This is a genomic window from Halomonas sp. SIMBA_159, from assembly GCF_046536035.1.
Lineage (GTDB): Bacteria > Pseudomonadota > Gammaproteobacteria > Pseudomonadales > Halomonadaceae > Vreelandella > Vreelandella venusta_A.
Map to the genome: position 1 here is coordinate 1 of NZ_JAWJBT010000806.1, position 264 is coordinate 264.

General features: G+C 49.2%; 1 protein-coding gene. It reads left to right on the top strand.

Annotated elements, in window-relative coordinates; all coding sequences use genetic code 11:
• Positions 1-264, top strand: a 264-nt coding sequence (locus tag R0J87_RS21440; RefSeq protein WP_498888823.1) for an efflux RND transporter permease subunit, incomplete at both ends; no start/stop codon positions are given.

Genomic DNA, 264 nt, shown 5'->3' on the forward strand with positions numbered 1-264 from the left:
TTACCTATCCGGTAGAAACTGCCCTGTATGGCTTACCCAATTTAAGTTATACCCGCTCATTGTCACGCTATGGCTTGTCACAGGTAACGGTGGTGTTTGAAGAAGGCACGGACATCTACTTTGCCCGCAATTTAATCAACACCCGGTTAAGCGCTATCAAGGATATGTTGCCTGAGGGCATAGAGCCTGAAATGGGCCCTATTTCAACCGGTCTTGGTGAAATCTTTATGTATACGGTGCAGGCCAAGCCGGGCGCGCTGCAAC